The organism is Haloferula chungangensis (genome assembly GCF_042664875.1).
GTDB classification, from domain to species: domain Bacteria; phylum Verrucomicrobiota; class Verrucomicrobiia; order Verrucomicrobiales; family Akkermansiaceae; genus Haloferula; species Haloferula chungangensis.
The window spans coordinates 104,999-131,722 of record NZ_JBHTBS010000001.1 but is presented as its reverse complement, the minus strand read 5'-3'; the positions used below and the strand labels follow the sequence as shown (position 1 = coordinate 131,722).

The 26,724-nt window shown below is 58.2% G+C and carries 20 protein-coding genes; 17 read left to right on the top strand and 3 right to left on the bottom strand.

All coding sequences use genetic code 11. The features are described from left to right. The first annotated feature begins 71 nt into the window (after nucleotides 1–71). The 12 genes from ACFQY0_RS00520 (at nucleotide 72) to ACFQY0_RS00465 (ending at nucleotide 18,446) form a co-directional block, all read left to right on the top strand. Nucleotides 72–3,092, top strand: coding sequence for a sensor histidine kinase (locus tag ACFQY0_RS00520; protein ID WP_379707958.1), 3,021 nt, complete (start codon nucleotides 72–74; stop codon nucleotides 3,090–3,092). Between the two features lie 67 nt (nucleotides 3,093–3,159). Next, nucleotides 3,160–3,843, top strand: coding sequence for a response regulator transcription factor (locus tag ACFQY0_RS00515; protein WP_379707957.1), 684 nt, complete (start codon nucleotides 3,160–3,162; stop codon nucleotides 3,841–3,843). A 24-nt stretch (nucleotides 3,844–3,867) separates the two neighbouring features. Continuing rightward, entirely contained in the window at nucleotides 3,868–5,643 is a 1,776-nt protein-coding gene (locus tag ACFQY0_RS00510; protein ID WP_379707955.1) for an alpha-L-rhamnosidase-related protein, read from the top strand. Between the two features lie 99 nt (nucleotides 5,644–5,742). Continuing rightward, nucleotides 5,743–7,158: a sulfatase-like hydrolase/transferase gene (locus ACFQY0_RS00505; RefSeq protein WP_379707953.1), complete on the top strand. Its 1,416-nt coding sequence runs from the start codon at nucleotides 5,743–5,745 to the stop codon at nucleotides 7,156–7,158. A 119-nt stretch (nucleotides 7,159–7,277) separates the two neighbouring features. Continuing rightward, nucleotides 7,278–9,824 carry a histidine kinase gene (locus tag ACFQY0_RS00500; protein ID WP_379707951.1) on the top strand — a complete coding sequence of 849 codons (2,547 nt, stop codon included), beginning with the start codon at nucleotides 7,278–7,280 and terminating at the stop codon, nucleotides 9,822–9,824. Next, nucleotides 9,821–10,456, top strand: coding sequence for a response regulator (locus tag ACFQY0_RS00495; protein ID WP_379707949.1), 636 nt, complete (start codon nucleotides 9,821–9,823; stop codon nucleotides 10,454–10,456). Before ACFQY0_RS00500 ends, ACFQY0_RS00495 begins: the two co-directional genes overlap by 4 nt. After that, on the top strand, nucleotides 10,456–10,770 hold the full coding sequence (gene rhaM, locus ACFQY0_RS00490) for an L-rhamnose mutarotase (RefSeq protein WP_379707947.1): 315 nt from the start codon (nucleotides 10,456–10,458) through the stop codon (nucleotides 10,768–10,770). The genes ACFQY0_RS00495 and rhaM overlap by 1 nt, the downstream gene beginning before the upstream one ends. A 155-nt stretch (nucleotides 10,771–10,925) precedes the next feature. After that, a complete protein-coding gene (locus ACFQY0_RS00485; RefSeq protein ID WP_379707945.1) occupies nucleotides 10,926–12,452 on the top strand; it encodes a purine-cytosine permease family protein in 1,527 nt (508 codons plus the stop codon). A gap of 4 nt (nucleotides 12,453–12,456) precedes the next feature. Next, entirely contained in the window at nucleotides 12,457–12,660 is a 204-nt protein-coding gene (locus ACFQY0_RS00480; protein WP_379707943.1) for a hypothetical protein, read from the top strand. Between the two features lie 17 nt (nucleotides 12,661–12,677). Then, on the top strand, nucleotides 12,678–13,916 hold the full coding sequence (locus tag ACFQY0_RS00475; protein ID WP_379707941.1) for an L-rhamnose isomerase: 1,239 nt from the start codon (nucleotides 12,678–12,680) through the stop codon (nucleotides 13,914–13,916). Between the two features lie 80 nt (nucleotides 13,917–13,996). Then, the gene (locus ACFQY0_RS00470) at nucleotides 13,997–16,801 is read left to right on the top strand and encodes a family 78 glycoside hydrolase catalytic domain (protein WP_379707939.1); all 2,805 of its coding nucleotides are present in this window, start codon (nucleotides 13,997–13,999) and stop codon (nucleotides 16,799–16,801) included. 4 nt (nucleotides 16,802–16,805) lie between these two features. Further along, nucleotides 16,806–18,446, top strand: coding sequence for a sulfatase (locus ACFQY0_RS00465; protein WP_379707937.1), 1,641 nt, complete (start codon nucleotides 16,806–16,808; stop codon nucleotides 18,444–18,446). Here the strand turns inward: ACFQY0_RS00465 and ACFQY0_RS00460 are convergent. Further along, nucleotides 18,443–19,045, bottom strand: coding sequence for a 3-keto-disaccharide hydrolase (locus ACFQY0_RS00460; RefSeq protein WP_379707935.1), 603 nt, complete (start codon nucleotides 19,043–19,045; stop codon nucleotides 18,443–18,445). The two genes, ACFQY0_RS00465 and ACFQY0_RS00460, sit on opposite strands and share 4 nt — an antisense overlap. Before the next feature lie 59 nt (nucleotides 19,046–19,104). Beyond that, a complete protein-coding gene (locus ACFQY0_RS00455) occupies nucleotides 19,105–20,130 on the bottom strand; it encodes a helix-turn-helix transcriptional regulator (RefSeq protein WP_379707933.1) in 1,026 nt (341 codons plus the stop codon). Nucleotides 20,131–20,215: 85 nt separating this feature from the next. Here ACFQY0_RS00455 and ACFQY0_RS00450 point away from each other — a divergent pair, with 85 nt between their 5' ends. After that, nucleotides 20,216–20,554 (top strand): hypothetical protein, encoded by a 339-nt coding sequence (locus ACFQY0_RS00450; RefSeq protein WP_379707931.1) that lies wholly within the window; start codon nucleotides 20,216–20,218, stop codon nucleotides 20,552–20,554. A 6-nt stretch (nucleotides 20,555–20,560) separates the two neighbouring features. On the opposite strand, the gene recF is transcribed toward ACFQY0_RS00450, so the two are convergent. Next, complete coding sequence (gene recF / locus ACFQY0_RS00445) at nucleotides 20,561–21,628, bottom strand: DNA replication/repair protein RecF (RefSeq protein WP_379707929.1); 1,068 nt, start codon at nucleotides 21,626–21,628, stop codon at nucleotides 20,561–20,563. A 105-nt stretch (nucleotides 21,629–21,733) separates the two neighbouring features. Here recF and ACFQY0_RS00440 point away from each other — a divergent pair, with 105 nt between their 5' ends. From ACFQY0_RS00440 to ACFQY0_RS00425, 4 genes are all read left to right on the top strand, one after another. Beyond that, nucleotides 21,734–22,966 (top strand): threonine/serine exporter family protein, encoded by a 1,233-nt coding sequence (locus ACFQY0_RS00440; RefSeq protein ID WP_379707927.1) that lies wholly within the window; start codon nucleotides 21,734–21,736, stop codon nucleotides 22,964–22,966. Between the two features lie 58 nt (nucleotides 22,967–23,024). Beyond that, nucleotides 23,025–23,756 carry an RNA polymerase sigma factor gene (locus ACFQY0_RS00435; RefSeq protein ID WP_379707925.1) on the top strand — a complete coding sequence of 244 codons (732 nt, stop codon included), beginning with the start codon at nucleotides 23,025–23,027 and terminating at the stop codon, nucleotides 23,754–23,756. A gap of 108 nt (nucleotides 23,757–23,864) precedes the next feature. Then, nucleotides 23,865–25,412 (top strand): hypothetical protein, encoded by a 1,548-nt coding sequence (locus tag ACFQY0_RS00430; protein WP_379707923.1) that lies wholly within the window; start codon nucleotides 23,865–23,867, stop codon nucleotides 25,410–25,412. Continuing rightward, entirely contained in the window at nucleotides 25,409–26,692 is a 1,284-nt protein-coding gene (locus ACFQY0_RS00425; protein ID WP_379707921.1) for a hypothetical protein, read from the top strand. Before ACFQY0_RS00430 ends, ACFQY0_RS00425 begins: the two co-directional genes overlap by 4 nt. Nucleotides 26,693–26,724: the final 32 nt, after the last annotated feature.

Below are 26,724 nucleotides of genomic sequence, written 5' to 3'. Positions count from 1 at the left end.
ACCGACACGAATACGGACGAAATGAGGGATGGTCCCAGCCCCGTAGAGAAGGTAGTGATTTGCATTCGTCCATGTTTTTAAGGCTGATACTTCTTTCCTTCTGCCTGTTCTCCCCTGCTCTGACATCACTCTGCGCAGCGGAGGCAGAGTCGAGCAACTGGTTCTATCGTGCCTGGCAAACCGAGGACGGCTTGCCCGACAACAGCATTTCGGACCTCGCCCAGTCACCGGACGGGTACCTTTGGGTCGCCACCAAGGGCGGACTCATGCGCTTCAATGGGGCGGAATTCGCGACGATGCCCCTTCACCGCCTTCCGGGTCTTCCCAGTCGGGCTGTTAGAGCCATGTTCCTCGATAGCAGGGGTCGCGTGTGGTTTGCCATGGAACGCGGCCCGCTGATCCGAGCTGGTGTTGATTCCGTTCACCCCTTCTTTCCGGCTGATGGCCTTCCTACCCAGCGGGTGATCGGCATCACGGAGGATGGCCAAGGAACCATCTGGGCCTGCTTCTCAGGCGAAGTATGCTACATCGAAGGAGACTCGATCACGACATTAGGTGAAGCCGAGGGCCTTCTGAGAGGAGGAAGTCCGAGTCTTGCCAGCGATTCGTTTGGGAATGTCTGGCTATCGATTGGCGGCATGCTTGGACAGCTCAGCAAGGAAGGATTCTCGCCGCTTTACCCATTGGGAGACCTGCGTGCCACCATCGCCCCCGCCGGCGACGGTGGCCTATGGATCACTGCGAACTCGAAGTTGATGCGACTCCCGGTGAATGGGGATCCCGCTAGCGTCACGTCCCTGCCCGATGACTCGCGCGCAAACGTGATCTACGAGGATCCTAGTGGAACCGTTTGGATCGGAACTTCAGGGCATGGATTGTTCCGCTTTGATGGCGGTGTCCTGAAGGCCATCCCGACTTCTCACCCGGATATCGAATGCATCACGGAAGACAGGGAGGGAAACATCTGGGCGGGAACCAGCGGAGGCGGCTTGAACCTCATCAAACCACTCAGCGTCGAACTCATCGAAGAACCGAACCAAGCATTCCTCACCTCGGCACAGTCCGTATCCATCGGATCCAATGGGAGAATTTGGGCCGTAACCGAACGTGGCGGCCTCGTCTCAGGTTCGAATGGGCGATGGCGCTCCGAATCTGGTGGCCAAGTCTGGTCGGGAACTCTCGCGTCATGCGTCGCGGCCGACCAAAACGGACGAGTCTGGGTAGGCACTCGAGACAAGGGAATCCTTGTTCATCACCAGGACAAGTGGCAGGTTTTCCCGCTGGATCACAAACTCAAGCATCGGGTCGTCCGCTCGCTCCTCGCCGCTTCCAACGGAGACATCTGGGCTGCTTTCGATACCCCCTTTCAGGTCCATCGGATTCGCAACGGTCAAGCCACCAACTTCCCGATCGACGGCCCCATCGAGTTCATCCGCGCCATGACGGAGGGGCCCGGAGGAACGATCTGGATAGGCTCGTCCGACGGCCGGGTTCTTCGGGCCACCGATGATCGCCTGGTTGATGAAACAGCGATTACCGAACCCTTGCCCCTATCGGTTAGAACGCTCCAGGCAAGCCCCGACGGCAGCCTTTGGATCGGCTACGCAGGCGAGGGCTTGGGGCATTTGAAGGACGGTCGATACACCCGCCTCACCAAGGCCGACGGGCTCTACGACGATTACATCTCCCAAATCATCGATGATCATCAGGGCTCTCTCTGGATCACCGCCAATCGTGGACTCTTCCAGTTGGACTATCGGGAGGTGATCGATCGGATCAAAGGTGGCACGAACCACCTGCGGCCCCGCACCTTTGGTCGCAACGACGGTCTACCCAGCCTCCAACCGGTTCGGAACTTCTCTCCCTCTGCGGCACGTGCGCCGGACGGTACCCTGTGGTTTTCGATGAGTCGCGGGTTACTGAAGGTTCAGCCGGATCAGATCAAGTCGAACCCCATTCCTCCACCAGTCGTTCTTGAGCAAGTTATCCTCGATGACGAGGTGGTGGCCTTCTACCAAACCCGCTCGCTCGATCCCAACGCCCACGAGGAATCCCGATTGGATCTCAGCAAGCCTGAGCCCAGGCTCCGGATCGATCCCGGACACGACAAGATGGAGATTCGCTATGCCGCGCTCAGTCTAACATCTCCTGAAAACATCCACTTTCTCCATCGGCTGAAACCCTTCGACCGCAACTGGGTTCAGACCACATCCGGCCAAAGCGCGACCTATCCCCGGCTCCCGGCCGGCCGCTATGAATTTCAAGTGCTGGCCTGCAACAACGTCGGAGTCTGGAACGAGCACGGTGCCACCCTCGAAATCACCGTCGACCCGTATTTCTGGGAAACCTGGTGGTTCAAGATCGGCGGAGGAATCGGAACGGCTCTCGCGGCGGGCGGACTTGTCTTCCTGTGGCTCCGATGGCGGCACAAGCGGCAGCTTCAGCAGATTGCTGAGAAGCGGGCGCTCGAGCAGGAACGCAGCCGGATTGCCAGAGACATTCACGATGACCTCGGCGCCAGCCTCACCCACATCACGCTGCTGAGTCAATCAACGCCCACTCCTGATACCCAATTGACTCAGGAAGTCCTCGACCAAATTCACGCGACCGCCCGGCACCTGATGCGCTCGATGGAAGAAGTCGTTTGGGCGGTCAACCCGGACCATGACACCTTTGACGCCTTGGCCAACTACATCAGCAACTACGGGCAGGGTTTCCTGAGCATCGCCGGGGTTCGCTGCCGACTGGAAATGCCGATGGTTCTCCCTGAACGACCGCTCTCCGCCCAAGTCCGTCACAATCTGTTCCTCGCCTTCAAGGAGGCCCTCAACAACTCGGTGAAATACTCGGAAGCCACCGAAGTCCGAATTTCCCTGAGACCGGACGACACCCACTTTGTTCTGAGAATCGCCGACAACGGCCGAGGTTTTGATTTGAATTCACCCTCGGACCCGACGCGAAACCTGCCGGGCAATGGTTTGGCCAACATGAAAACCCGCATGGCGGAAATTGGCGGCACCTGCACCCTGAGCAGCTCGGACGAAGAGGGAACGAGCGTCGAATTCGAGGTCCCCTTCAGAATGAACCCGTAGTCCCCGCTTCGACTGTCACGAATACACGTGACTCACCAATTCGGAAAATCAAAGATAGCATCATCCTGTGAGTGAAGCCGAGCAACCCACCATCGCGGTGACCATCGTAGAAGACGACACGTCGTTGAGGTCGATCTACGCGGATTGGATCGAGAAAGCCGACGGATTCCGCCTCGTCAGCCAGTATGGTGACGGCCAACAGGCCTACGAGTCGATCCCTCAGGACAAGCCCGATGTCGCCCTGATGGACATCAACCTTCCGGGCCGAAACGGTGTCGAGTGTGTCCGTGAACTGAAGCTCAAGCTCCCCAGAATCCAGTTCGTGATGATCACGGTCTACGAGGACTCGGACAGGATCTTTAAGGCGCTGGAGGCAGGCGCCACCGGATACCTGCTCAAGCAGACCCCCCGGGACGAACTGCTCGCATCCTTGAGGGAGGTCTACAATGGAGGGTCGCCCATGAGCAGCGGCATCGCCCGCAAGGTCGTGCAGTGTTTTCGCAAACCTGCTGCGGAAGCGCCTCAAAACGAACTCAGCCAACTTTCAAAAAGGGAAGAAGAAGTTCTCGAACTCCTCGCTCAAGGCTACCTCTACAAGGAGATCTCCAGCGAATTGGAGCTGAGCAAACACACTGTAGATACCTACCTCAGGAGGATCTACGAAAAGCTCCACGTCCATTCGCGAGCTCAGGCCACCGCGATCTACACGCAGCTCAAGCCACCCAAAAGCGCCCTACGAAGTCGAGGCTGATCCGTCCATTATTTGCTCTTTCCCATGGCCCATTTCCGCCCCGTATCCGCCCTTCTTGCCGCGCTCTTCATCGCAGCCTCCTCCGCTCTCCCCGCGGCGCCGACAAAACTCGTCGATCAGCCGCCGGTCAAAATTTCCGAGCCTGACAACAAGACCATTCTTATCGACTTCGGGAAGGTCGCCTTCGGCAATCTCAGACTCAGCTGTCCATCGGATAACACCGGGCCCATCACCTTCCACTTTGGCGAAGCCCAAAAGAACGGCCGCGTCGACCGCAAACCGCCAGGCACCGTCCGCTACGCCAGAACCAAGGCAAGCCTTGAGCCGGGACAAGCTACGATCGTCGCTCCACCGGCCGACAAACGAAATACCAAGAAAACCAACGACGCCCACCCACCGGCCATTCTAACACCTGACGAGTGGGGCGTCATCCTCCCCTTCCGCTGGGTCGAGATCGAAGGCTGGCCAGGCGAACTGAAGCCGGAGCAAATCGTTCGCCAAGCCGCCTTTTCAGCGAATTGGGATGACGACGCGGCGGCATTCGAGTGCTCCGATGAAACCCTCAACCGCATCTGGGAACTCTGTCGCTACTCAATCAAGGCCACCACATTCGCCGGCGTCTACGTGGATGGCGATAGAGAGCGGATTCCCTATGAAGCGGATTCCTATCTCAACCAGCTGAGCCACTACTACACCGATCGTGACATCCAGATGGCACGCGATACCTATGATCGCCTGATCAACTTTGCCACCTGGCCCACCGAGTGGGCTCCTCACATGATTTTCATCGCCCATGCGGACTGGATGAGAACGGGCGACAAGGACTGGATTGCGCCCCGTTACAACCGACTCAAAACCAAAACCCTGCTTGAGCGCGCGGCTCCGGATGGGCTCATTGCCAGCAATGCCCAGCAAATCAAGAGAACCGACATCGTCGACTGGCCGACAACCGAGCGCGATGGCTACGTTTTCACTGAGCGAAACACGGTCGTCAATGCCTTCCACCTCGCGGCCATCCAACGAATGGCCGAGCTCGCCCGCGCGATCGGAAAAGAGGATGAAGCCAAAGACTTCGAAGCGCGATTCAAGAAGACCCACGCAGAGTTTCAAAAGCAGTTGTTCGACTCGAAGCGTGGAATCTACCGCGACGGCGTGGGCACCAGGCATGCGTCCCATCATGCCAACTTCTTCCCTCTCGCATTCGGATTGGTCCCGGCGGACAAGCAACCCGGAGTATTGGAATTCCTGCGTGGCAAGGAGATGGATTGTTCCGTCTATGCTGCCCAGTATCTGCTCGAAGGGCTCTTCAATCATGGCGCCGCCGACAAAGCGCTTTCGCTGATCACCGCCGACAACGACCGAAGCTGGAAGCACATGGTCGACAGCGGCACCACCATCACCTGGGAAGCCTGGGATCAGAAATACAAACCCAATCAGGATTGGAATCACGCCTGGGGTGCCGCCCCAGCCAATCTCCTACCGCGCTTCGTCCTCGGTGCCGAAGCTTTGGAGCCCGGCTGGAAGACTGTTTCCATCCGCCCCCACACGGGATCTCTACAATTTGCCCGAGGCAAGGTTCCCTCTCCGCGGGGACCGGTCCTTATCGATTGGACCAACGATCGGACCTTCAGCCTGACGGTCGAACTTCCGGAGGGCATGTCAGCCCAGATCGACGTCCCTGCTGCCAAGGCCACCGCTTCGGTTTTCGTCAACGGCAAAGCCACGGCCGCCGAACGCAAGGGCGAGCGATGGATCCTCGACGAGAAGCTCAGCGGAGCTTTCAAAATCGAAGTCAAATAGGGATCGGCTACCTTCGCGTGATATCTCCGTGATTCCTCGTCATCACCCGGCACCATTCGGATAGGGCGCCCAAAAAACTCACTTTTCACCGTCATCTCCATGAAGCCAATCCGCCGAGTCATTCGCTTGATCACAGCAGCTCTGGGCATTTGGGCCTCGACCAGCCTGCTCAGCGCCGCTGACAGACCCAATATCATTTTCATCCTAACAGACGACCTTGGCTTCAATCAGCTCGGTGCCTACGGAAACACACGGATCCAAACTCCGAACCTCGACAAGCTCGCCGCCAACGGGATCCGGTTCACTCAAGCCTACTCGGGAAGCACCGTTTGTTCCCCGTCAAGAGTCTCGCTCTTCACCGGTCGCGATGGCCGGATTCTGCGAAACAACAGCAACTCGGCCCAGCTCGGCGAGCTCGACGTGACCATGGCTCACGTTCTCAAACAGGGCGGCTATGACACCGCCCTGTTCGGCAAGTACTCGATCGGATCCCAGATGGGCGTGACCGATCCCCTCGCCATGGGATTCGACACTTGGTTCGGCATGTATGCGATCATCGAAGGGCACCGCCAGTACCCGACGGTCCTCTGGCGCGATGGCAAGAAGCTGCGCATCGAAGCCAACGAAAGCGGAAAGAAGGAAGTCTACGCGCAGCAGGCATTCACCGAAGAAGCCATCGATTACATCAATCAAGACCACCAGAATCCGTTCTTCGTGATGCTGGCATTTTCCTCGCCCCACGCAGAGCTCGCCGTGCCGGAAAAGTATCTTGAGCCCTACAAGGGAAAGTTTGAAGAAGTCCCCTATCTTGGGATGTCCACGGATACGAATCGTGACAAGTATGCCTGGTATTACCCGGAACAGGTCGATGAACCCTTCGCCACTACGGCAGGCATGATCACCGCGCTCGATGACTACGTCGGACAGCTCTACGCCGCCTTGGAGAAAAAAGGCATTGCCGAGAACACCCTGATCTTCTTCACCTCGGACAATGGCCCTCATGATGAAGGAGGCGCCAGCCCTGCCTACTTCGAGGCATCCGCTCCTTACAAGGGAATGAAAAGAGACCTCTACGACGGAGGGATTCACGTCCCGATGATCGCCCACTGGCCGGCGAACATCACCAAGGGCCGGGTCGATGCCACGCCATGGGTATTCGCCGACGTACTCCCCACCTTCGCCGAGCTGGCCGGTGTCGACCTGAGACAGGTCCCGCGCGTCGAGACCAACGGGTCATCCATTGCCGGCCTCCTCAAGGACGGGCCCGAGGCCCTTCCCGAACGCACACTTTACTGGGAGTTCGGAAAGTTCACGGGAGATCCGAATTCCGGGATCGTCGGAGACACCTTTCAAGCTGCCCGTCGCGGCAAATGGAAGGCGGTTCGCTATGGAAAGGAGCGCAAGATCGAGCTCTACGACATCGAATCAGATCCCGGCGAATCCCAGGAACTCTCCGCCAAAGAACCCGAAATCCATCGGGAGTTCACCAAACTCTTCGAGACGTATCAGGACTGAGTGCCGTCGCTTGATCGCCTCGGAAATCAGAGACTTCAGTCCAAGAAAGACATCACGAGGACCACCTCCGGCAATGTCATCGCTCGCTTCATCCCTCTCCTTCTGCTTGAATTGGTCCCGTGTCACATCGCCCATTTATTGCCATCATTGCCCTCATTTTCCTACTTCTCCCGCTGGTAGGACAGTCTGATGTCACACCCTACATCCCCGACGCTCACACGCTCCATCTTTGGCATCTGGATGAAGCCGGGCCACCATTCACCGATGCCGGTCTTTCGCCGACACCCTTGCTCGGACTACTGAACGGTGCCGAGGCCGGACTGCCATCCCTGCCGCACCTGGGAAGCTCCATCTCCTTCGATCACGATGCGGGAGGAAGGCCGGGATCTCCCGAATTCAAAGGGGCGATCCTCATCGCAAGCCCGCAACTGCACGCCGGAAGAAGAGACAACGCACCACGATCCCTCCGCTACTTCGGCCACGATGGAGCCTTCACCTACGAAGCTCTGGTGAAGTTCGACAAGCTGCCTGACGAAACCAAACAAAGCGGCTTCACCATCCTGTCCATGGATGACGAAACGAATTGCCGGATCTTCAGCCTGCGGCTCGACCGCCAGAGCATTCTAACATTCGCCCCCTTGCCCGATAGCGGATCACAAGGTGGCGCAGTGGCCCACCTCCCCAAAGATGGAGACCACGCCATCAACACCGAAGACTGGTTCCACGTCGCAATCGCCTACAATGGCATCGAAAACCTCTCTAACAACATCCAGATCTACTGGACCCGAGTCAAACCGAATACCCGGAGAGCCAACCGCATCGGCAGTGGCACCCTGACCTCGGATTTCAACGGTCGACTCGGAGATTTTGCCATTGGCAACGAAGCTCGCCAGTCCGATCCGAAAAATGCCGAGTCGCAGCCATTTCCAGGCCGCATCGATGAGGTGCGAATCAGCTCAATCGCGAGAAACCCGAGCGACTTCATCTTTATACCCGCAGCCGACCGACTTCCCTCGAGCACCGTCGAGAACGCCCACACTCCGTTCCCCGGAGTCGACGAGCTGCCCCTCTTCCTTGCCAATATCCTGGTCGATGGGTCACCCGCCGACTTTCGACACAAGGCCGGTGAGGAGTTGACCCTTGAGCCGGGACTTCATCGGCTCGACTTCGACTTCAGCTATCCTACCGGTCCGCTCAATGAAGCGGTCCAGTTCCGCTGCCAACTTGAAGGCATCGACGAGCGATGGATTGATAGCACCCGGGGAATGACGATCCTCTGTCAGGTGCGGGATGATCAAAATAATATCATTTCCGAAGCCAGATTCGACGCGGTAGGCACCAGCAAGGGCTGGGGAAACAGCCCCGGAGAGTCCGAACTAACCGCTCGCTCCGAACCGCTTTTCATTCCTCCTGCCGGCAGACATGTCTATATTGCGATCGAATCCGGTTCTCCCGACACCACCGGAACCCTGATCATCGACAACCTCGACATCAGTCTTCCTGGGAAGGATCCCATTTCCCTGTGGCAGAATGGCGACTTCAGTCGAGGGATCGATCTTGACCTACCTCAGGGAATCCCCAACCGCTGGAGTCGGCGTGGCAGTGACCCGACGATCGCCCAGGTTACAAGCGAAGGATCGAAGTTCGCCCTCATGCTCGCTGATGGTGACCAGACCCACTTTGCCACATGGGCCTGCCGTCAGTCGTTCGACCCCGTCATTTTCGGAGGAAGGACAGTCATCATCTCATGGGACGAAGCCTACAACATCATCGGCGGAAGTCTTCATCGAGCCACCTACGTCAACGTCCCGCCCGGTCGCTACCATTTCCGGGCGATTGGTCTGAGCGCGGGCGAGAGGCCGACCACGGCCAGTCTCTCGCTTCCAATCAACATCCGCCTCCCCTACTGGCAGCGCCCCTGGTTTCCACCCGCTGTTACCGCATCCTGCGTCGCCCTTCTCGCCATCTACTTCATCCGTGCTGCCCGCCGCAGAGCTCGCCGACGCCTGCGTGAGCTCGCATTCCAGAATGCGCTTGAGCGTGACCGCACCCGCATCGCACGAGACATGCACGACGACCTCGGCACCCGCATCACCGTGCTCAACCTCTCCGCCTCACTCGCCCTTCGCGAGCTCGATCAAAACCCCGAAAGCTCGCGCCGCCACCTCGGCAAGCTCAACCAATCCGCTCGCGATCTCGTCGTCGCTATGGACGATCTCGTTTGGGCCGTCGATCCCGCCCACGACAGCCTCGACCAGCTCGCCTCCCACCTCACCCGCCTCTCCGAGGAAATTTTCCGCGACAGCCCTGTCCGCTGCCGGCTCGACATTCCCTCGATCCTCCCGGCACGGGAACTGGGATCCGATTTCAGACATCAGCTCAGTCTCGCGGTGAAAGAGGCCCTTCACAATGTGCTCCGCCATGCAGGGCCATGCGAAGTCCACTTATCACTCCGCTACGACGGGTCCCGCATCTTGATTGAGATTCGTGACAATGGCGTCGGTTTCGAAAGCAAATCGGAGTCCTCCCGGCATGGCCTCGAGTATCTCTCCAAGCGTCTCCATGAAATCGGCGGCACCTGTATTATCAACTCAATCCCCGACGGCGGCACCCAAGTTGTTTTCGACTGCCCACTTCAAGACCGCAGCAACCTGACCAAACCATGAGCAAACCCATCCACACCATCGCGATTATCGAAGACGACCCGAGCTTGAGGGAAACCTTGTCCGATCTGGTATCGACAGCCAAGTCGCTCAAACTCACCGGCACCTACCCTTCGGCAGAAACCGCCCTTGAAGCGATCGCCGACAGCGCTCCGGCTGTGGTCCTCATGGACATCCAACTTCCCGGCATGTCGGGAATCGAATGCGCCGCACGCCTCAAGGAAAAGTTCCCTGAAATCCAAATTATGATGGTCACCGTCTACGACAACAATGACCGTATCTTCGACGCCCTCGCAGCAGGTGCTTCAGGATACCTGCTGAAGCGGGATGCCCCCGACAAGCTCCTCGAATCCCTCGAAGACCTGATGGCCGGTGGCTCTCCGATGTCCAGCGCCATCGCCCGGAAGGTGGTTCAGAATTTCCGGACTCCGGTAAAAACCAAGGGCAAGGATCTCGATCTAACACCTCGTGAAACCGAGATCCTCGACCTGCTTGTCAAAGGCTCACTCTACAAGGAGATCGCCTGGGATCTTGGCATCGGTGTGGAGACCGTGCGCACCCACCTGCACAATATTTACTCAAAACTCCACGTCCGCACCCGGACTGAAGCCGTTGTCAAATATCTCGGACACTAATGAAAACCGTCGCATTTAAAATGAAGCTCAAGCCCGGCAAGGTGGCTGAGTACAAGAAGCGCCACGACGAGATCTGGCCGGAACTCGCCGCAGCCATCCGCGCCGCGGGCATCTCCGATTACTCCATCTTTCTCGACGAAGAGTCACTGACCCTCTTTGCCGTTCAGAAACAGTCCGATCCGGACAAACCCAAAGATCTTCCAAATCAGGAGATTGTTAGAAAATGGTGGGACTCAATGGCTCCCCTGATGGAAGTCAACCCCGACAACTCCCCCGTCTGCTCGGACCTTCTCCCTGTGTTCCATTTGGCCTGATCCCAAGCACAGACAAGACAGGCTAAGCGCTGAATATCAGACGCCTACACACCCTTTCAAAAGCTCTTAAGAATCGTTTCTTCTATTTTCTTGACCTAGCTCAGGCGGATGAAGAGCATCCCAGCCAGCAAACGTCTAAACCCGCAAAAATCCCAATGTCCGATCAGGAAGACCATAGTAGTAATGAGTACGAGCGTACACCCGTACCCGCAAAGGCCCTTAAAGGACCCGGAAAATTCTGGGGAATGTATGCCGGCGAACACGCCGCCGGTACCGAGTTCATGATCGGGCCGCTTTTCCTGCTCGCCGGAGTGGCCCTGAAAGACATTTTTCTGGGTCTTCTCGTCGGGAACCTGCTCGCCGTTCTCAGCTGGCGCTACATCTGCGCCCCGATTGCGGTTCGCTGTCGCATGACCCTCTACTACCAGTTGGAGAAAATTGCGGGCGGCAAGCTTGTGAAGTTCTACAACCTCGCGAACGGCATCTTGTTCTGCTTTCTCGCGGGAGCGATGATCACGGTCTCCGCAACAGCGGTAGGCATCCCCTTCAACATGGAAATGCCCACCATCGACGCCGTTTATCCTAACAGTGCTGCCTTCGTGGTCATCGTTCTCCTCGTGGGTGCTGTCATCGCCATCGTCGCCGCCAAGGGCTATGACACCGTCGCACGTTTCGCGAACGTGGCCTCTCCCTGGATGGTTCTCGTCTTCCTCGCTTGCGGCTTTGTCGCTCTCAAGCAGATCGGCGCGGCCGACTGGGAAGGGCTGAAGGCCGTCTGGACCAACTCCATCGACTTCTCTCAAACCCTGAGCGCAAAACCTTTCGAGAAGTCCTCGATCACCGATCTTCTGGAGCTTCTCAAGCAGCAACCTGAGCTTGTCCCCGCGGCACTTGAAGCCTTCAAGGTTCCCGATCTTGAGGCGTTGGCGAATGTCACCTCGGAGAACTTCGCCGGTGGTTCCGCAACCTCGACCATGGGTTTCTGGTCCGTCGCTCTCTTTGCCTGGTTCTGCAACTCCGCCATGCACATCGGCATGGCCGACCTTTCAGTGTTCCGTTACGCTAAGAAGGCCTCATCCGGCTGGGCCGCGACCGGAGGCATGTTCGTCGGTCACTACATGGCATGGATCGCCGCAGCCTTCATGCTGGCCGCACAAATCCAGGCCACCGGCAGCTCCAACCCGGTCCCCGGACCGATGGCGGCCAACGTTGCCGGTCTCGCCGGTATCGTCTGCGTGATCGTCGCAGGCTGGACCACCGCGAACCCAACCATCTACCGAGCCGGACTCGCCTTCCAGGCCATGATTCCCGGTTCCTCCCGAACAGCCATGACCTTGCTCGCAGGTGCCGTGGCCACCATCGCAGGTGTCTTCCCCGCCTTCGCATGGAAGCTCCTCGGCTTCGTAGGCTTCTACGGCACGGTTCTCGCCCCGATGGGTGCGGTGATCTTTGCCGACTGGTATTTCGCGAAAAAAGCTGGCTTCCGCCAATTCGCCGCAGAAGGCCTCGGAAAAAGCATCAACCTGGCCGTCGCCCTCGCATGGCTTATCCCTGTCGCCATCGCCACCTATCTCATCAAGATCGTCGGAATCCAATCATGGTTCTGCATTCTTCCTTGCTGGATCGCCACCGCAATCCTCCACGTCATCTTCAGCAAATTCATGCACAAGCAAGCCCACTGATTTCATGAAAGCACTCTTTCCTATCATCGCTCTCGTCGGTCTCGCACTGACAATCGTTCCCTCAATGATTCACCTGTTTGGCAATCTCGATCTGAAAACCACCTTCAATCTCATGACTGCCGGAATGATCCTCTGGATTATTGGAGGGACACCTTGGTTGGCATTCAAAAAGGACGAACTCGATAAGTCCACTCAGGATCAAATCTGAAGCAATCACCATCTAACATGTCCACCTACGACACCGCCCGCGAACAGTACGCGGCCCTTGGCGTTGACACCGAAGTCGCGCTCGACCGCCTTTCCAAAATCCCCGTATCCATCCACTGCTGGCAAGGCGACGATGTGGGCGGGTTCGAATCCTCAGATGGAGAACTTGGTTCAGGGCTTGCCGTCACCGGCAACTATCCTGGCAAGGCCCGCACCCCTGACGAACTCCGCCAGGACCTCGAAAAGGCACTCAGCCTGATTCCCGGCCATCATCGCCTGAACCTCCATGCCATCTATCTGGAGTCCGACACCCCCGTCGAACGTGACGCCATCGAGACCCGCCATTTCCAAGGCTGGATCGACTGGTGCAAGGCCAACAAGCTCGGACTCGACTTCAACCCCTCCTGCTTCTCGCACCCGAAGGCTGACGACGGCTTCACGCTTTCCTCGGCAGACGACGGGATCCGCCAGTTCTGGATTGATCACTGCAAAGCCAGCCGTGCCATCGCCAACGACATGGGCGAGCAACTTGGATCCAAAGCCGTCACCAACATCTGGGTTCCCGATGGCTACAAGGACACCCCCGCCGACCGCATGGCACCACGCCAACGCCTCAAGGCCTCGCTTGATGAGATCCTTTCAAGCCCGACCCCTCACAACATCGACGCCGTCGAATCGAAGCTTTTCGGCATCGGCTCCGAAGCCTTCGTTGTCGGCTCGCATGAGTTCTACATGGGCTATGCGATGGAGAAACAGATCGCCCTCTGCCTCGATGCCGGTCACTTCCACCCCACCGAGGTGATCTCTGAAAAGATCTCTTCCTGCCTGCTGTATGTGCCGGAACTTCTACTCCACGTCTCGCGCGGCGTGCGCTGGGATTCCGATCACGTGGTCACGCTCAATGACGAGCTGCTCGCCATCACCCGCGAAATCGTCGCCAACAAGATCGAAGACCGGGTCCATGTCGGACTCGACTTCTTCGATGCCTCGATCAACCGAGTCGCCGCCTGGACCATTGGTGTCCGCAACACCTTGCGAGGTCTTCTCATCGGACTCCTCGAGCCCACCGACAAGCTCCGGGCTGCGGAGCTCGATGGTGACTACACGACGCGCCTCGCCCTTCAGGAAGAAGCCAAGACCTTCCCGATCGGAGCCGTCTGGGACGAATTCTGCAAGCGCAATGATTCGCCGGTCGGTCCCGCCTGGCTTGATGAAATTGGAACCTACGAAAGGGACGTTCTCTCAAATCGTAGCTAACTCTCCCCACGATTCGACTCATTACCCCACAACGCATCACGGCTCGTTCGTGGTGCGTTTTTACTAGACCCGATAGACTCATGATATTCCGCCTCGCCCTGATCCCCATCCTCGCGACCTCACTCAACGCCTTCACCGTCACCGGACTGCAAGTCGAACACCAAAGCAATCCCGTCGGACTGGATGACAGCCACCCGCGCTTTCAGTGGCAGATCGCCGGCGAGACACCCGGGCTCTCCCAGTCGGCCTATCAGATCGTCGTCGGTACATCTGCTGAATCCATTTCAGGCGATAGTGGTGACCTTTGGGATAGCGGCAAAGTCGCATCCTCAGCTTCCCACGTCACCTACGCCGGCAAAGACCTTCCTTCGACCGCCTACATTTTCTGGAAAGTCCGAACCTGGAATACCTCCGACGAGGTTTCGCCCTGGAGCGAGACTCAGAAATATATCACTGCCCTCATTGGGTCCGATCCGACCGCTCCGTGGATCTCCTTCAAGGATGACATCCCTTTCCACAAGGAAGCCAAGAAACTCCACCTCCCGGCCCCACGCTACTATCGCAAGTCGGTTAAAACCGACAGGAAGATCACCAAAGCCATTGCCTACGCCTCGGCTCTCGGCATCTACGAACTTCATCTCAACGGCAAGCGGGTCGGCGACACCTACTTCGCCCCCGGTTGGACGAACTACCACAAACGGGCTTACTACAACACCTATGATCTAACATCCCAGCTCCAAGGCAACACCAACACCCTCGGTGCGATCGTCGCCGACGGCTGGTATGCAGGTTACGTCGCCTACGGAAAACTCGTCGGCTACGGCCCCTACAAAACCGGTCGCAACACCTACGGGAAAACTCCGGCACTGATGGTGCAGCTGGAACTCACCTACGACGATGGATCGAAAGAAACCGTTACCACCGACCCGACATGGAAGGTCACCACCGGCCCCGAATACGAAGCTGATTTCCTGATGGGTGAAAGCTACGACGCGCGCAAGGAACTCGGCGCATGGTCAACGAATGGCTACGATGACAGCGCGTGGCAAAGCGCGATTCTTGCTAAAGACAACGGCTCTCACAAACACGTCTTCATCGACCGCTTCAGCAAAGAGGAAAAGGAGTTCGGCTTCGTCAAGCCACCCGTCCTCCAAGCCTACCCGGCACAACCGGTTCGCATCACGGAGGAACTGCCGTCAAAGTCCGTCACCAAACGAGAAGACGGCAAGTATATCTTCGATCTCGGCCAGAACATCGCCGGCTTGATCCGACTCAAGGTCACCGGCGAGTCCGGCCAAAAACTCACCATTCGCTACGGCGAAGTCCTTCATCCCGACGGTCGACTGATGACCGAGAACCTCCGCCAGGCGCGGTCGACCGATACCTATATCTGCAAAGGAGATCCTAAAGGTGAAACCTGGACTCCCCGCTTCACTTCCCACGGCTTCCGCTACATCGAAGTCTCGGGCCTGACCGAGAAACCATCCACCTCGATGGTCACCGGTCTCGTCATGCACTCCGACACGCCCTTCTCCTCAGGCTTCGAATGCTCCGACCCAAGCGTCACCCAGGTTTACAAGAACGCCGTCTGGACCCAGCGAGGTAACTGGATCGATCTACCGACCGACTGCCCGCAGCGCGACGAGCGCATGGGCTGGACTGGCGACGCTCAGATCTACGCCGCCTCCGCCGCCTACCACGCCGACGTCGCCGCATTTTTTAAGAAGTGGCTGCGCGAGCTTGAGGACGACATGACACCCGAAGGCTACTACCCGAGCTACGCGCCCTACCCTGTCGGCCACGGCGGCGCAATACACGGGACCGCCTGGTCAGACGCCGGGATCATCGTTCCCCACTCGATTTGGAAAGCGACCGGTAATCCTGACTTCTTCGTCAATCACTGGCCCGCCATGACCCAGTACATGGAGGCCCGCAAAAAGCACGACCCCGAGCTGCAAGGCACCGCCTTCGGCGCGCCGTGGGGCGACTGGCTCAACGTCAATGATCCTACCCCACACGAATACGTCGACCTCTGTTATTTCGCCCTCGTTTGCAAACAAATGGCAGCCATGGCCGAGGCCCAATCGCTCAACAACGAAGCTCAAAAATACACCGACTGGCTCGAAACCTTGCGCAAGAATTTCCGAGCCAATCACCTTCAGGCTGATGGTTCGATCAAGCCAACATCCCAATCCGCCTACGTCCTCGCCCTGGACTGCGGCCTTCTAACAGACGAGCAGGAACGCAAGACCGCCGGTGCCCACCTCGCCAAACATCTCCAGTCCAAGTCCGGCCCGACGAACACCGGCATGACGACAGGTTTCCTTGGAACCAAGCCTCTCCTTCCAGTCCTCACCGACACCGGCAACCTTGATCTTGCGGTCAAACTCATCCAATCGCGCAAGTTCCCTTCCTGGGGATACGAAGTCAAAAACGGAGCCACCACCATTTGGGAACGCTGGAACTCCTATACCGAGGAACACGGCTTCGGGGGTGCCGACGGAAAGATGAACGCGGCGATGAACTCATTCTCACACTATGCCTTCGGCGCGGTGACTGAATGGATGATGTCGACCCTCGCCGGCATCGCTCCCGCAGAGCCTGGCTACTCGAAAATCCTGCTTCACCCGCATTTTCCATCGAAGGAGGCAAGCGACGAAACCGATACCATCTCATGGGTCAAAGCCTACCATGACTCCCCCCATGGCCGCATCTCCGTCAGCTGGAAACGCGATGGCAATGACGCCCTCGTATACGAAGCCACCATTCCGCCCAACACCACCGCAGAGCTCATCCTCCCCGAGAGCTCACCCTGGAAATCCGAGAATCCGGCCCGGGTTTCTGAAACTCTCCTCCCCGGCACCCATCGCATCGTAGTGAAGTAGACCCGTGATCGTAAATCTCAGCCTCCATCTCATGCGGAACTCGTCGCGCATCGGCATACGGACTCTCCTTTTTGTGGCAATCGCCGCGAATCTTCTTTGCGCATCACCCGCAGACGAGCGTCCGCCGAACATCGTCTTCATCCTCGCCGATGACCTCGGCATTACCGACATCAATGCCTTTGCCAGTCACTTCACCGGCGACGCACCCGAGAAGCTCTTCTACGAAACTCCCCATCTCGATCAGTTGGCTTCTGACGGCATCCCTTTTTCCCAATCCTACGCCAACCAGCTCTGCTCGCCGACCCGCGCGGCGATCCTGAGTGGACGGATTGCATCCCGGCTCGGATTCACCACCGCCACGCCGAACACGCGGACCTACTTCAACCAGGGCATCACGCCTCCTGAAGGGGCGAGCCCCCATGACGCCTTCGCGCACAAGGACAGCATCAAGTCCCCCCAAGCCTGGATCAACGCCAACTCGAACACCGCGCTCGACCCCGAAATCCCTACCCTCCCCCAGGTCCTGAAAACCTATGACTCTGCCTTCCTTGGAAAGTGGCATCTCGGGGGACACGGCGTATCTGAACTCCAACCATCCGCCCACGGCTTCCGGGAACTCGCCTTCCTCGATGCCGGTGGCTCCCCCTACTTCAGTTGGCAGGCGACTTGGAACAATCGCAAGGCGCACTTTCCCAAGCAACCGGGCGAATACCGCATCGGCCAGGCTGGCAAGCCGACCGGCGAAGACTACCTTACCGACGATCTAACCGCCCGTGCCTGCAACTACATCCGCGAACGTGCCGCCCTTCCGAAGGGCTCCAAGCCCTTCCTCCTCTATTACTGCCCCTTTGCCGTACACACCCCGTTGCAGGCTCCCGCAGAGGACATCGCCCACTTTGAAGAGAAGAAACAACGCGGACATCTCGGACATAACAATCCGACCTACGCCGCGATGCTCAAACATCTCGACATTTCCGTCGGGGAAATCCGCCAAGCCCTCGAGGAAACCGGCCTCTCACAGGATACGATCATCGTCTTCACCTCGGACAATGGGGGCGTCGAATACACCGATCCCGCCGCCACCGACAACCAACCTTTCAAAGGCGGAAAGGCCTGCCTCTACGAAGGCGGCGTGCGGGTCCCGACGATCATCTACTGGCCGGATCACTACGAAGGCGGAACCTGGTGCAATCAAGTCATCGATGCCACCGATTTCCTTCCGACCCTCGCCGAACTCAGTGGCAACCCGCTTCCCGACGACATCGACGGACTGAGCCTCATCAAGGTCCTGAAAAACCCCGAGAAAGAACAGTCGCCACGCACTCTTATCTGGCACTATCCCTTCAATGTCATCGTCAAACACCCCGACCACGGCAGGCCTCTAACACCGCACTCCGCCATCCGCGTCGGAGATCACAAACTCATCTGGGACTGGCACGGGAGTCTCGAGCTCTATGATATCCCGAGCGATCCTTACGAGGAGAACGATCTCGCCTCGACAAAGCCGGAACTCACCAGTGCCCTGCACCAGCAGTTGAAGCAGTGGCTCAGCGACCATGTCGCCAAGCCCTACTTCCCCACTCCAAACCCGCACTTCGATCCAGAGGCTCCGGGTCAGGCCTTTCCTTTCAAGGATCTCCGTTAGCCTTCCACCGTCAGCGTCAGATTCCGGAACTGCATCTTCTGATGCACTCCGGCATGAAGCTGCAAGCCGATCGGACCTTTCTCAGCAAACTTAGGCCCCGTGTAGTCCACGAACTCCTCACCGTTCATCCAGGTGCGGATCCGTTTCCCTTCAACGACAATCTTCATCGTGTTCCACTCACCCAACTTGTGGACCGTCTTCACCTTGTCCGAGGTCGCTGGGTATCCCCCTTTCCCATCGATCGGCGCATAAATGCAGGCTGTTAGATCCACTTTCAGCGACCGCGACACGCCGATCTGCTCCTGGTGCGACTCACCGTGGAGAAACACTCCCGAATCATAATCCGGCGATTCCGTTTTGAATTCCAGCGTCAGCGTGTAGTCACCAAATTCCTTCTCCGTCCAGAGTACCGAGTTCTTCTTGTCGGGGTTATCGCCAATGATCACGCCATCCACGACCTTCCAGTAGTCCTCGGTCTTCTGCGGATTCTTCGTCTCGACCGAAGACCAACCGTTCAGGTTCTTGCCATTGAAAATCTCGACTTCGCCGGCTTCGAGCGCAGAAAAAGAAAACACCATCGCCGTCAGACCGGCTATCAAAGGATGCGGATTGTACACCATCGACCTTCGATACGAAGGACCGATTCCGTCCCTTCCAATCATTTTGCCATCAGGGCCAATTCGTCAGCCACCATCTTCTTGAGCTTTGGCGGTCCGATCACCTTCGCCTTGCTGCCGAAGCTCAGCACCCAGCGCAGCACTTCTTCCAGAGCACCCGCCTCAAAGCACACATCGACTTTCGTTCCCTTCGCGTTGAGCACTTTGACTTCCTGAGTCGGATGCCATCGACGCTCCTGCGCCAGCCGCGCCGCGTAATCCTTGAGCCGCACCTGCACAAGACTGAGGCTATCATCCCCCGATACCGTCCAGATGCCAAAGCTCCGCCTCAAGTGTTCGCGGCCATCAAATCCAGTAGGTCGCTCAAAGCTATTTCCACTGACCTTCAAGCGAGTCACCCGCGGCAGTGCGAAAGTCCTCAAGGCCTCGCGATCGACATCCATCCCGATGAGATACCACGAACCATCGACCTCGCCGAGATGCAGCGGCCGGACCTTGCGCGCCTCCGCCTTGTCGGCGTCGAGCTTCAGGTAGTGGAAGCTCACCTCGACCTGCTGGACCACCGCTTCGGCAAGCTGACCAAAGACCTTCACATCCCGTCCCCTGACTTCGGGAACCTTGCGCGAAAAGGCATCATCCAGGTCACTCCAATTGAGCTGCACCCGTTCGCTCATCGACCGCGTCAGTTTCCCGAATGCCTCGCGCACTTTCTCCGCCAGCTCCGTGCCGCGGATCGATTCCAGTGCCGAGCGCGCCAGAAACAGCGCGGCCATCTCCTCAGCTCCCACCTCGAACTCCGGAAAATCATCGACCGCATTCTCATAGTAGTAGCCATGCGACTGCTCATTGTAGCAAAGCGGCACCTTCAGACTGTCGCGCATGAAATTGATGTCACGTTGCACGGTCTTTGGGGTGACTTCCAGTTCCTTGGCCAGCGTCGTGCAGTTAGGAAGTCGCCCTGACTTGATCGCCGTATGGATCTTGTGGATTCGCTCCATGGGTCGTCGGGTGAACTTCACCGGTTTGTCCGCCATCAAATCCGAGACCGTATTGCGTAGCTTTGCCATGAATGCAGGCTATTGGCGAAAATTTTTTATCACCAGTCAAAACCTACCCCTACGGATGTCCGACCCCACGGTCCAGGATGTCCCCATGAAAGTTACGAGACGCTCATTCGCCCGCCTCCTTGGTGGGCTCATCCTTCCCCCCACAATTGCTCCTGCACTGGAAACCAAGCGCCTCCCCCTAGCGCCCACCTTTCCGGTGCAGGAGTCTTCCGACCCCGTCGCCTCCCGCTTCCTCGATGCCATCAAGCATCAGGAACCCGTGCCGGTCTTCTATCAGGGCGGTGAAACCCCCGGCGCATTCCGTCGGTTCACGCCCACCGCCCTCTACCGTCTCTCCCCCGGCGGGCCGATCTTCGCCACCGGCTTTTGCCTGCTCCGCCACTCCACCCGCACGCTCCGCGTCGACCGGGTGAGGCTGGCGTGAGATCGCTCAGGCCTCCCGGCAGGTCCCTTCGGAAACGGCGAACTTCGCCATTCGACCCAGCCCGCCCGCGGCATCGAGCCAGTCGAGATGGGTTGTCGTGATCCACTTCTGGGCCTGCTCGGGGAGCACCCGCAGCACGGCATTCCGGCGAGCCACATCGAGCTCGCCGAAAATATCATCAATCAACCAAACCGGTTGCTGTCCCCGGCACTCCGCCAGCACGCGGCCCTGCGCCAGTTTCAGCGCCAGCGCCAAGGTCCGCTGCTGGCCCTCGCTGGCGTAGTCGTCCGCCGCCAATCCATTGAGCTTCATCACCAGCTCATCCCGATGCGGCCCCACCAAACAGCTCCGCTGACGTCGCTCGCGATCACGAGCTTGCTCCAGCGCCAGCGCTAGATCCTCACCACCCGCCGGCCGATACTCCAGATCCACCTGCTCGGGCTTTCCTGCGATCTCCCCCTGGAACTCCGCCGCAGCCGGAGTCAGCAGCGCCACCAGCTTCGCCCGGGTTTCTGTTAGAAGCCTCGCCGACTCCAGCATCACCGACTCATACGAGGCAATCTCCGCATCACGATTGCGGGGATCCTTGAGCAAAAGGTTCTTCGCCTTCACCGCCCGGCGGTAGCGCGAAAGCGCCCGTCGATACCCCGGCTCGAACTGCGATCCGATGAAATCCAGATACCTCCGCCTCACCTCGCCCGAGCCTCTAACAAGCTCGAGATCCTCATTTCCCATCCACACCAGCAGGCCGCCATCCGACAGGTAATTGCCATGGCTCGATCGCTCCTCGCCGTCGACTGCGAAATCCATCCCCGTGCGCCGTGCCCAGCGGATCCGCCGCTCCATTCCCCAGGCCTCCCCCGCAATCCCAAAGCCCCCCGTTCCCGCCACCCGCGCCATCGTCGACATGCGATGCGAGCGCGGCGAATGCAGCCGCACCATCAGACAAACGGCTTCCAGGATGGAAGTCTTCCCCTGCGCATTGTTCCCCGTGAACACGCCGCCGCCTTCCGGCACCGTCAGCGCCAGCGACTCAAAGCATCGAAAATCCACCACCCTCAGCGACCGAATCATCCGCCCCCACTACCCGCCATCCCGCCCGCAGCTTCAAGCACCGATTGCTCGTCCCCTTCTGACAACACTTGCCTTTCCCCGGGTGCGCAGACAAGGCTCTCCAGCGTGGCATTCACACCCGAGGAATTCAGGAAAAGGACGCGCTTTGTCATCAAGCTCGGTCGGGCACTCCACGATTGCGGGGCATCGAGCGAGCGCATCGAGCTCCACCTCACCAACGTCACCCGAATGCTCGGCCTCCACGGCAGCTTTCTGATCAGCCCCACCACCTTCACTTGTGCCTTCTGGGAAGACGACGAACTCGATCAGTTCGTCCACATCGAGCGAACGGACGCTGCTGGATACAAACTCGGAAAGCTTTGGGAGATCGATCGCATGGTCGAAGCCATCGAGGATGATCAAATGGATTTCGCGACGGGGACCGAAAACCTCAGGAAACTGAGCTCAGCACCGCCGAACTTCTCTCCGGCCATGAACGCCCTGGCCATGGCGGTTACCGGCGCAGGATTTGCCGCGCTCCTTTCATCAAACCCTCTCGATGGAATCGCCTCCTCCATCGTCGCCCTGCTTTTATTCGCAGGTGTTTACTGCTGTTCGCGCACCGCCCGCTGGAAGCCGGTGACTCCCATCCTGGCCGCCCTGGTCGCTGGCTTGTCAGCTGGCGCAATCGCCTCCCTGGGAGTTCCGATCAACCCGCCTTTTGTCATCCTCTCATCGATCATCATCTTCGTTCCCGGTATCGCCTTCACCGTCGCACTCACGGAAATCTCCACGGGGCACTTGATCTCCGGGAGCTCGCGCCTGGTCGGAGGGGCGATGACCTTACTGAAGCTCTTCTTCGGAGCTCTCAGCGGTGTGGCTCTCAGCTCATTCCTCTTCACCAACCCTCCAATCCTCGCGCTGTCCATGCCGGATCTGCCCGAATGGAGAATCTGGGTAGCGGTCGTCGTCCTCTCGTTTGGCCTCGGTATCGCATTTGATATCCCATGGAAAAAGATGCCATGGGGCCTGCTCGCTGCGATCATTGCCTTTGTTTCCTCACGCGTTACGCAAAGCTTTTCCACCATCCCTGCCGGAGTTTTCATCGGTGCCTTGTCTGTCGGACTCTTCAGCAACCTGTTCGCCAGAATCACCAAAGGTCCGGGGTCCATTCTCACGATCTACGGCATCATCCTGCTGGTGCCCGGAAGCAAAATCTATCTGCTACTCAACCATTGGCTCTCCGGCGAGAGCCTGTTTCCCTACGAGAACGGCGGCAAGGCACTCATGGCACTCGTATCACTGATCGCCGGCCTGCTCTTTTCCAATGCTCTGCTTCCCCCACGCAAGAGCCTCTAACAACCCGCCAATCGGATGTAACATGCGTCGACTTTTGTGGTAGAAGAGACCGTCGACCATGCCCTCCTCCAACCCGCCACCCACCCTCTTCGCCACCACCCGCTGGACGCTCGTTGTCGACGCCGCACGCGGCGCGGAAACCGCGGCGGTCGATGCACTGGGTGAGCTCGTCCGCACCTACTGGCAGCCGCTTTACCGCTACGCCCGCCGAAAAGGTCGATCCAGGGAAGACGCCGAGGACCTCGTTCAGGGTTTCATGCTTCACCTCATCGAAGCCCGTTCGCTCGAGCGCGCCGACCGCGAAAAAGGCCGCTTCCGCGCCTTTTTGCTCGCCTGCTTCAATCACTGGATGACCAACCAATGGCGTCACGCCACCCGTCAGAAACGCGGTGGAGACCAAGCGACCTTGTCCATCGACTGGCAAAGCGCCGAAACCGGGCTCCGACTCGACATTGCCGACCCACACAACGCCGACCATCACTTCGATCGCGAATGGGCGCTCGCCCTGCTCGCCAAAGTCCTCGACGACCTCGAAGCCGCCTCCCGCGCCGATGGAAGCATCGAACCATTCGAGCAACTCAAACCCTGCCTCACCGCCGACTCCCAGAAAATCCCCTACGCCCGGATCGCCAAGGAACTCGGTGTCACCGAAGGCGCCATCCGTGTCGCCGTCCACCGCCTCCGCAAGCGCTACCGGAAGCTCCTCACTTCCGAAATCACCCGCACTCTGGCCTCCTCCGATTCGGTCGATGATGAAATGAAGGCGCTTTTCGCCGCCCTATCTTCGTAGCCAGTGCCTCCGATCTGGAGAATTCCAGTGTCCCACTTTCAATCTTGCCGAGGGATTTGCGGATCGGTTACAAGTTGAATTGTGACATATCAATTTGATTAAGCACTCATGAGTTCAATCCATCGTCGGAAGCTCACCAGTATTCTTCTGCATGCTCTGGCTGCAGGAATCGGCATTGCCAGCGCGCTCTTCATCAAAGCGCAGCCGGAGCATCATGATCGCCACGCGGAGAAACCAAGGACACCGACACGCGACTCTTCACAAGAGACAAGCGAATCCATCGAACTGGTCGATGCCCTCATCGCCAATTTCAAGGCTCAAAGCGCGGCTCATTCGTCCCGCCCATTGTTCAACTCCCACAAACGATTTGAGGAACACTTGAATGAGCTTGAGCCGAGTTCCGACCCCCAGGCGACTTTCCAGGCCCTGCTTGGGGAAATCGATCAACTCGGCCTGAGACAGAAGGACAAGCTTACGGAGAAAGACCTTGATGCTCTCGCCCATCTCGCCGTGAGATTCACTCATTGGCTCAATGCGGATCCTCACGCCGCGATCAAGGCACTGCCGGCACTGGGATCCGGGACCGCTGGAATGATGGCGGCCCATTTCATCATGTCGATTCTGGAAGAAGCCACGCAGAAACAAGGCCTTCAGAAGACGATGGAATGGATCGTCGATCTCAGCCCGCCCCATCTGGCGGTCCAGCATTTGTCCATCTACCTTGGAAAACAGGGAGATATCGAGGAACTCCGCTGGTACCTCACCGAGCACGCCGATTTCCCGGTGCCGGAATGGGCTGAAAGCCTTCAAGCGGCCATTGCCTCCCGCTGGCCTATCGAGGAGCGAGATGCCTTGATCAGTGAGCTCTCAGGGGACGGAAAGCTTCGGGCTCTCATGACTCTCGCGGAACGCATGGATGGGTCGGAGGGACTCGAATGGATCCAAACCATGATGGCGAATGGACTGATTGACGCAAACGAATTGCAGTCGTTGACCGAAGGCAATCAGCTCAGGGAGTTCATCCGTGAGTTGGATTCTCCGCTGGATGAACGAATCGAGTTAATGAAGGAATTTGGTTACGCACCAGAGAAGATCACCCCATCTTTCAAGGCCTATCAGATCGTCAGACCTGAGGTGAACCAGGCCCTTTACGGTCCGGACGCCAAGGATTGGCTTTACTGGTTCCGCTCAGGCGAAATGTCTGCCCAAGAAGTTTACGACGGGGTACTAGAGGAAATCCCTGATTTGGGCACCGGCATCGATGCCTTCCGCAATCAGATGTTCCGTCATCTTGCCGAGGACGATCTGGAGCGCGCCATGGAATTGGTGACAGGTGGCCCCGAAGTTCAGAACATGATGAGGGCAAGCGCCGCCAACTGGCATTTCCATTCCGTCGACCCTAATGAGTTCTATGCACTGACGAGCAGCATCACCGACATCGACAACCCAAAAATCCAGAAACAACTCAGCAATGGATGGAAGAACAAGGCGAGTGGGAATCTCGAGCGCTATGGAGAAAGTTATCTGCAATGGGTTGCCGCACTTCCCGAAGGCCCGAACCGCATCTGGGCACTGGAAGGCCTCGAGCACGCCAGCCGCAACAAGCACCCCGAGATTAACAGTCAGGTCACTACTCTATTGAACGAAGCACCATGAAGCAGAAATGGCTTACCCTCGTTCTGCTCGGCGGACTCAGTTTCGTTTTGACCTGGCTGATGACCGACGGTCCCGGCGAAGCAAAGGACTCCGAGTCATCCTTACCGACTCCTCCTCCACGGATCCTGCAAAGTGCTGAAATGCCACCCGAACGGTCGGAAACCAGAACTTTTTCCGTCCTTCACCAGTCCTCGGATGACTATCGCATCGCCTGGGAACAACTTCCATCGCGACGCCTGAGCAAATACGAACGTCATCGAGTCCAGGCGGAGATTCTCGACGCCTGGGCCAACGTCGATCTTAGCGCTGCAATCGGCGCCGCTCTCGCCGAACCTTGGGACGAGGGCTGGTCTCCCTTGTCGACCCAGGCCATGGTCGATCGCTGCGACGAAGTATGGCGTCTGATCCAGAGCGAGCACTTCGGAACTTTGGAATCCAAGGTCCTTCTGGATGCCTGGGTGGAAGCTCTGGGCCAGAAGAATGCCGATCTTCTTGTCGGCTATCTTCCCCAGATGAATGGCATCGAACTGCGCAACACCCTGCAGACGATGACCCGATCGGTACGCAACAAGGAAGACGCCACGCGGATATGGCAATCCCTGACCGAGCGCGAGAACCTCAGCAGCTATGATCGTCGCTTGCTGGGGCAGGTGGCTCAGAATCTTTGCCACTTCTACCAGACAGATGAATTGCGAGAAATGATGCAGGACTCCGCGAGTCCGGCTGCGGATTTCGCCGCCCAGGCCCTGATGGCACAACTCGCTTTGTCCGATCGTCCATTCGACCTCAATAGCGAACTCGCCGCTGCGCCGGAGGCAATTCGAAGCAGCATGGCAGCAAGCTTGTTATCAAACTCGATCTGGGCGCCTGAGAGCACTCGCTTTTCGGCCTTGGATTACCTGGTCACGAACGGCGAATGGAACCATCTGGAAGCGACCCAGGTCTCTCAGAGGATGCAACGCATGGCCACCGAGGTCGGAGAGTTGAAAATCGCAGATTGGGTGTCAGAGCTTCCTCCCCGCGAGGAAACAATTGAGATCTTCCACCGGGGTGTGACGCCCTTGATCCGAAAGGATCGGGAAGCGGCTTGGCAATGGATGGACGGACTTGCCGAAGAAGCATGGCGGGACCATGCTTTCGCCGAATATTCACAGCAGATGCTCCAACAATTCAAGGATCCCGACGCTTCTGCCTCCGCGCTCGAACAAATCCATGACCCAGTGATCAAAGCTGCTGCCATGGATTGGCGTGCCAATTGGGAAAGAGGCAGACCTCAATAGAACAATCTTAAATCTCGGGCCAATTCGATTTC